Origin of the sequence: Achromobacter animicus (genome assembly GCF_902859585.1) — a bacterium.
In the GTDB taxonomy this organism is placed as follows: domain Bacteria; phylum Pseudomonadota; class Gammaproteobacteria; order Burkholderiales; family Burkholderiaceae_B; genus Achromobacter; species Achromobacter animicus.
The window spans coordinates 61,815-69,064 of the sequence record NZ_CADIJM010000020.1; the positions used below are offsets into that span (position 1 = coordinate 61,815).

Annotated in this window: 5 protein-coding genes; 2 read left to right on the plus strand and 3 right to left on the minus strand. The window is 61.0% G+C overall.

Annotation, left to right across the window (positions count from 1 at the left end; genetic code table 11):
- Window positions 1-90 precede the first annotated feature (90 nt).
- Window positions 91-1,545: a DHA2 family efflux MFS transporter permease subunit gene (locus tag HV681_RS25820; protein ID WP_175125961.1), complete on the plus strand. Its 1,455-nt coding sequence runs from the start codon at window positions 91-93 to the stop codon at window positions 1,543-1,545.
- Entirely contained in the window at window positions 1,532-3,058 is a 1,527-nt protein-coding gene (gene glpK / locus HV681_RS25825; RefSeq protein WP_175125962.1) for a glycerol kinase GlpK, read from the plus strand. The genes HV681_RS25820 and glpK overlap by 14 nt, the downstream gene beginning before the upstream one ends.
- 294 nt (window positions 3,059-3,352) lie before the next feature.
- Here the strand turns inward: glpK and HV681_RS25830 are convergent, their stop codons facing one another.
- Genes HV681_RS25830 through HV681_RS25840 form a run of 3 tightly spaced genes read right to left on the minus strand, consistent with a single transcriptional unit; the run spans window position 3,353 to window position 7,237 of the window.
- Complete coding sequence (locus HV681_RS25830) at window positions 3,353-3,721, minus strand: DUF6708 domain-containing protein (protein WP_367647271.1); 369 nt, start codon at window positions 3,719-3,721, stop codon at window positions 3,353-3,355.
- Window positions 3,618-4,415: a DUF6708 domain-containing protein gene (locus HV681_RS27975; RefSeq protein WP_254595072.1), complete on the minus strand. Its 798-nt coding sequence runs from the start codon at window positions 4,413-4,415 to the stop codon at window positions 3,618-3,620. The genes HV681_RS25830 and HV681_RS27975 overlap by 104 nt, the downstream gene beginning before the upstream one ends.
- Complete coding sequence (locus HV681_RS25840) at window positions 4,415-7,237, minus strand: T6SS effector BTH_I2691 family protein (RefSeq protein ID WP_175125963.1); 2,823 nt, start codon at window positions 7,235-7,237, stop codon at window positions 4,415-4,417. The genes HV681_RS27975 and HV681_RS25840 overlap by 1 nt, the downstream gene beginning before the upstream one ends.
- Window positions 7,238-7,250: the final 13 nt, after the last annotated feature.

The following is a 7,250-nucleotide window of genomic DNA, read 5'->3' on the forward strand; positions in this document are numbered from 1 at the left end:
TTCATTAGGTTGCAGATGTCTCGAGTTTACTTCACGGCGGCCATATCCCCGGCGTTACAATCGTCAGGCTTCCACCGCAGCCCGTCCGACATGTCCGCAGAATCCGCCGCCGCAGCCAATCCCGCTCCACCGTCAACCCCGGATGCGGTGCGCGCGGCGCGCATGATCCCCTTCATCGTCGGCTGCGCGCTGTTCATGCAAATGTTGGACGCGACGGTCGTGGCGACCGCCCTGCCCGCCATGGCACGGGCCCTGGGATCCACCCCGGTGCGGCTCAATGTGGCCATCACGTCGTACCTGTTGGCCGTCGCCGTCTTCGTGCCCATCAGTGGGTGGGCGGCGGACCGCTACGGCGCCCGGCGCGTATTCATTACCGCGATCGGCCTGTTCACCCTCAGTTCCGTCGCCTGCGCTATCTCGCAGGACCTCCCCCAACTCGTATTGGCCCGGATCGTCCAGGGCATGGCCGGCGCCATGATGGTGCCGGTGGGCCGCATCATCCTCCTGCGCACCGTCCCCAAGCAGGATCTGCTCAAGGCCATGTCCTTCCTGTCGATCCCGGCACTGCTGGGACCGGTGATCGGACCGCCGCTAGGCGGTTTCATGGTCACGTACATGTCGTGGCACTGGATCTTCCTGATCAACATCCCGATCGGGTTCCTGGGCATTTTTCTGGTGCTGCGGTACGTCACCGAAATCCGCGAAACCGGCACGCCGCGGCTCGATTGGATCGGCTTTCTGCTGAGCGCCGGCTGCCTGGCCACCCTGGTCACCGGCTTCGAGGCCATCGGCCGCGACGTGATGCCGCTGCCCATGCTGCTCGGCCTGATCTCCGTGGGCATCGTGTGCGGACTGCTGTACGGCGTGCACGCACGGCGCACCGAACATCCCATCATCGATCTGTCCCTGATGCGGATTCCCACGTTCGCCATCTCCACGCTGGGCGGCAACCTGTGCCGCTTTGCCGTCGGCGCCACGCCGTTCCTGCTGGCCATGCTGCTGCAGGTGGGCTTTGGCCTTTCGCCGTTCTCGGCCGGCCTCATCACTTTCGCCAGCGCCGCCGGCGCGCTGCTGATGAAGTTCGTGGCCACGCCCATCGTGCAACGCTTCGGCTTTCGCCGCGTGCTGACCTTGAATGCGCTACTGACGGGCGGTTTCATCATCGTCTGCGGCGCCTTCAACCCGGCCACGCCCGTATGGCTGATGATCGCCATCCTGCTGGTGGGCGGCTTCTTCCGGTCGTTGCAGTTCACGGGGGTAAATACGCTAACCTATGCCGACATCCCGCCCGCCAAGATGAGCCGCGCCAGCAGCTTTTCGGCCATGGCCCAGCAACTGGGCATCACGCTGGGCGTCGGGGTGGCTGCGGTCACGTTGAACATCAGCATGTCGCTGCGCGGCGCCGAAACGCTGGCCATCAGCGACGTGGTTGCCGGCTTCATCGTCATCGGCCTGCTGTGCATGGCATCGACTTTCTCCTTTAGACGCCTCGACCCGCTGGCCGGGGCACACCTGAACGGCGCGAAAAACAGTGACGACGAATGAATTTGTCCTAGCCCTGGACCAGGGCACGACCAGCTCCCGGGCCATCGTGTTCGACCGCGACGGCGTGGTCCGCGGCGTCGGCCAACGTGAATTCCGCCAGCACTATCCCCGTCCGGGCTGGGTCGAGCACGACGCCAACGAGATCTGGCACAGCCAGCTCGACGTCGCCCGCGAAGCCTTGCGCAACGCCGGCGCGGCTGCCGCTGACATCGCCGCCATCGGCATCACCAACCAGCGCGAAACCACGCTGATCTGGGAACGCGCCACCGGCCGCCCGCTGGCGCGCGCCATCGTCTGGCAGGACCGCCGCACGGCCCCGATGTGCGACCAGCTCCGCCAGGACGGCCACGGCGACTTCCTGCAGGCGCGCACGGGCCTGGTTGTCGACGCCTACTTTTCCGGCACCAAACTGGCCTGGCTGCTGGACCACGTGCCCGGCGCCCGCCGCCTGGCCGAACGCGGCGAACTTGCCTTCGGCACCATCGACACCTGGCTGATCTGGCAACTGACGGGCGGCGCGGTACACAGCACCGACCCCAGCAATGCCTCGCGCACGATGCTGTTCGACCTGCACACGCAGGACTGGAACGACGACATCCTGGCGCTGCTCAACATCCCGCGCAGCGTCTTGCCGCAGATCGCGCCCAGCAGCGCCATCGTCGGCGAGGCGCTGCCGGAATGGCTGGGCGGCTCCGTGCCCATCGCGGGCGTGGCGGGTGACCAGCAGGCCGCGACCTTCGGTCAGGCCTGCTTTACGCCGGGCATGGCCAAGAACACCTACGGCACCGGCTGCTTCATGCTGATGAACGTGGGCGACAAGCCCGTCGAATCGCGCAACAACCTGCTGTCCACGGTCGGCTGGGGCCTGCCTCAAGCGGGGCAGGACAAATGGAAGCCGGCGTACATGCTGGAAGGCGGCGTCTTCGTGGCCGGCGCTGCGGTTCAATGGCTGCGCGACGGGTTGGGCATCATCCAGCGCTCCGAAGAAATCGAATCCCTGGCCGCCAGCGTCTCGGACACGGACGACGTTTTCATGGTCCCGGCCTTCGCCGGTCTGGGCGCACCGCACTGGGATCCCTACGCGCGCGGCACCCTTGTTGGCCTGACTCGCGGCACCACACGCGCCCACATCGCACGTGCCACGCTGGAATCCATCGCCCTGCAAAGCGCTGAACTGCTGACGTGCATGAATGCGGACAGCGGCATCGCTTTGACGGAATTGCGCGTCGACGGCGGCGCCGCCCGCAATGACCTGCTGATGCAGATGCAGGCTGACATTCTGGGCGTTCCGGTTGTCCGCCCCCGGGTTCCCGAATCGACTGCACTCGGCGCAGCGGGCCTCGCCGGCCTGGCTGTAGGCTTCTGGTCGGGTCAGGATGAATTTGCATCGAAGTGGCAGGCTGAACGCACGTTCACGCCGGCCTGGCCTCAGTCCGTGAGAGATGCGCGGATGAAGCGGTGGCGGCAGGCAGTGGAGTTGTCTAAGGGGTGGTCGGTAGGGGCCGCTAAGTAAGGCATCGGTTGTTGGTTTGGCGTTGGTGTCTGGCGCCCAGATAGATGGCCTTGTGCTGCGCAAGGCCTTCACCCGTGTCCCCATCGATCAGCGATTTGGTGAACTCGGGCGACACGTCGATGCCGTATTGTGGTCGCACCGGCACCCGTCACCGGTGCGCGGAGAATCTTCGCCGCATCTCGGCCGAGAGCCCATCCACGGCCTCAACCGATTGGCGCAACCCCTGCGACAGTAGATGCGTGGCTCCAACGGCACATCGTCGGCACTTTGACTTCGGCGCCAACCAAAGACGAGTTACGGTGCCGTGCGCGATTCGACGTCCATATCATCCGGCCACCCCACCTTGGGCGCTAAACGCAGGGTCAAGTGATAGAGCGGCACATCTTTGTTCCAATCACGGGAAGGGTTTGGATATTGGGGTAATGCTTCCGGTCCCAGGCTCATGAACGCGCGCGCCATTGCCCACATGTGTTCGCCGTAGGCGTTGCTGCCAGCTAATTGGAAGCGATCAATGCCGCGAGACCACTCGATCAAGATTCGGAAGCTGAACAAACGCGTTCTACGGCGCCGTCTTCGACTCAACGTCCATATCAATCGGCCAATGCACTTTTGGTGCCAGTCGCAGCCCAGGATCACACGCCGGGATGTGATTATTCCAATCACGCGGTAGGTTCGAATACTTTGGCAACGACCCGGGTCCCTGGTTCATGAACGCGCGCGCCATGGCCCACATATGTTCCCCATCGGCATTGCTGCCGGCCAATTGGAAGCGATCAATAACGTGATTGGAACCTTGTGCAACCACTGCAATATCGACGCCCCAAGCAAAAATCGGGACGCCGCTCGGGCTTGGGCTCATTCGGCTCCAGGCTTCGGCGCGCAGATCTTCCCAGTTAAAAATCACGGGGCATACGCCCGTACCTTTGCCGCTTACTAGGTTGCCGTTGTGAAAGCGATAAACGTAGACCTTGCGACGCTTGCGATTAAAGCGGATCGGCTCATCGCGAGGGGGGGCCGCGCCAGAGCGGAATATTCCTATTCCGGCAACCAGTGTCCCAATTGACAAGGCCGTCGTCAGCATGAACAGAAATGGGTGGCTCGAAAATGCGCCGCCGCCAAGATCGAAGAAAAATATCTTTACGATAAATACTGCTATTAGGAACATCGAAAAAGCAAAAATGAATATGACTGTGCGATTCAAATTGCGGGAGCCGCTAAGTTCCAGATAGATATCGTCCACGAAGTTCGGGCAGCGGCCTAACAGAGGCAGTGGTGCACTAGGCAATGTATTCGGCAGAGGCAGGTCGGCTCGCCACCCTTTTGTTGGATTATCCAAACGTGCATTTTTTTTCATCATTACTTTGCTTCTATACATTCCACTTTGGCAATCATCTCGGGATCGATAACATTGGGGAGGTACTCGACGCTGATGACTACCACATCAATATCGTGCCCTACCGAAAGTTCGACATCCCCCTCGATGACAAGGAAACTCGACTTACTCTCATCAGCGAGAGTCAGCAGTTCTTCCTTGACTGTCGGAATGGTGCTATCCGGGCGGTAATCCAACGGATTGCATGGAAGGATCACTTCTTCCTTTTTTGCAGCATCGTGAGGGTAATTGCCCGACGCGAGCACTTCGTCCCCCCGATAGCGGTTGACTTGAAGTTTCCATGAGTACGCAGCCCTGACCGAGTCGTATCGCGGAAGAACTATTCGATATTTCAAGCGCGGGATAACTGCGGGGCCAGCCTCCATGCCTCCCATGGCTGCAGCCAACCCTTCGTAATGCACCAAGCGGATCTCAGAATCAAAAATCACATGTGCATCGATTCCCAAAACAGCTGCATTCAACGCAGCAACCGCAGTACTGGCGTCGGTAAATTTACCGGAATCGGATTTACCAAAGTGGCTGCAGTAGACCCACCTCTCCAATGGCGAAGATTCTGCTTCCTCTCCGATTCTCTCGGCTATATATGCGATCAAGCCGAAAAGAATTGCCCAACCGACGGGTCCAAGCACCCATGTCGAGCTTAGAATGGCTGCGGAGCTTGCGTAAATAGCGTATCCCGACGCAGCTGCGCTCGCTCCATAAAACGCGGCCGCTGTGTAATATCCAACCTCCGGTCGGCCTCCCAAATCGCGAGCATTTCTTGCAGATTTGAATGACGCGATTGCATCGACGAAACCAGATACCGCACTCAGTAAAGCTCCAAATCGCGCCAGAGCTTTACCAGCATTCGCGATCCGGCTGATTGCACCGCTCCCGGTCGCAGGCGCGCGCAGGACCTTCCGCGCCTGTTCGGCACTGCCCTTCAACGCCAGTCCCACTACCTCAAAACTTCCCCCCAAAACTCCGATCGACGCCGAATACACCGCCAGCACGGCTTCCACGTGTTTAGCTCCAAAGGTGGCATCCACGGCTTCAACCGATTTACGCAAGCCCTGCGATAACAGGTACGTGGAGCCAACAGCAAGCAGCAGTTCAGCGCTTCCGACCGTGCCGCGGGCAATCGCGGCAGCACTGCGCGCGCCCCTCAATCCGGTCTGCGCGAGGTCGGCGGCCCGCGCCACGTTTAGCTGAAGACCGGCCAAGGCCTTGCGCGCCCCCGGCTCCAGCGTGCCGGCGAGCACTTTGAGTTCGCTTAGCGCTCCGCCGGCCCGGCGCGTGGCGTCTCCGATAACCTCCCCTGTTTGCTGGGTGGCATCCTTGACGACGTCGCCAAAGCGCTTTCGCAAGTCATTCGCGTTTCCTTCGGCCCACAACACCACGTCAACCATCTGTTCCGCGAGTTTCGGATCGCTCAGGGCCAGGCTGAGGACACCAGCAGTCAGCACCGACCGCACCTGCTTGTGCGCCTTTCCGGTCGCTTTCTCAATGGCCGTCGCAAGCCTGTTTCGGTCTTCCCCGATCTGCTTGCACATCAATGTGTAAAACTCACCCAGCTTCATCTGAACGGCGACCTGGGTCATGTATGTGCGCGAGTACAGCAAGAGCGATGCGCTGTTCACACGCGTGGCGACGTTGCGCACGCCGGCATCAACCTTCAGTTCCAGTCGGCTCACCGCACCGTTGTAAGCGGCCAGCACACTGGCGATCGCGTCCTGGACGTTAGGCCATATGAGTTTGTCGCCCAGGTCGCTACTGGTAATGATCTTGGTGACCGGGGCGTAGAGCTTCCCGAAGTCGTTCCAATCCAGTTCGCCCTGATTGCCGAACGTGGGCACCAAACTTTGCATCAGGCTTTTGTCGAGCGCCAGCAGGGTCTTGAAGACGATGCTCTGACCATCCTTGACCCAGGCTTCCCACGCGCGCGCTGACGGTCCGGTGACGGGTTGAATGTTGCCCTCGGAATCTGGTTTAGGCGTTGCTTCGGTGATGCCGCCGCTCAGGCACAGCTCCATGGTGCGGATGTAACCCAATACTGAGTACGCATTTTGCGCATCGTCGTCATACTGCTCCGCCGAGCGGAACATCGGGTTGTTGAGGATCTGGTCTGCGTAGAGTTCGGCCAGCTTGTCCACTTGCGTCTGCAACCGCGCCTTGTGCGCTTCGAACGCTTTCTCCCAACTGGCGCGCGCCACTTCGTCGTATCGCTCATCGAGCCGCGCAAGCAGCTTCCCTGCCTTGTGCTCGACCTGTTCGGCTCGCTCGCGAGCGGGGTCGCCGAAAACCGGCGGCCCCGCCGTTCCACTGTGGTAAGCATAGGGACTGTGGGCAATGGCGTTGTCCGCGGCCACTTTGCAGAGTTCACGCAGGCGCTTCAGGCTTTCGGACGTGAAGAATTTGTAGTTGTTGAGCGGGTCTGCCTCATAAGCCTGCCGCTCCCTTAGCCAACCCAGGCGCTGATGATTGATTTCCTGGACCATCCCGACCGGGTCCGGCAGGACCAGCGCCAACACGCCATTCGGCAATTGCTCGCGCTGTGTCTGAATCCGGACGAAACCTTCAAGCGCGTTCAAGCGATGATTGCGCGAGCAAAACCCGTGCACGCTGACAAAATCGCCGATCGTGGGCGTAGCGTATTCCAGCACGTGCTGATCGACCTGAAGGCTCTGCTCCGTCATTGCGATGCCTACACTCGCGGGATCGTTCCGCGCAGTCTGCAAGTCAAGCTCGTAAAACCTGATGGCCATTGGCGACTTTTCGCCCGCGAAACTGTGGAGATAGCGATTCAATACGCTGTCGGAC

What these genes read in the sequence shown, in the direction of transcription:
- HV681_RS25820 (WP_175125961.1), top strand. Translation starts at nt 91, where the DNA reads ATGTCCGCAGAATCCGCCGCCGCAGCCAATCCCGCTCCACCGTCAACC.
- HV681_RS27975 (WP_254595072.1), bottom strand. Translation starts at nt 4,415, where the DNA reads ATGATGAAAAAAAATGCACGTTTGGATAATCCAACAAAAGGGTGGCGA.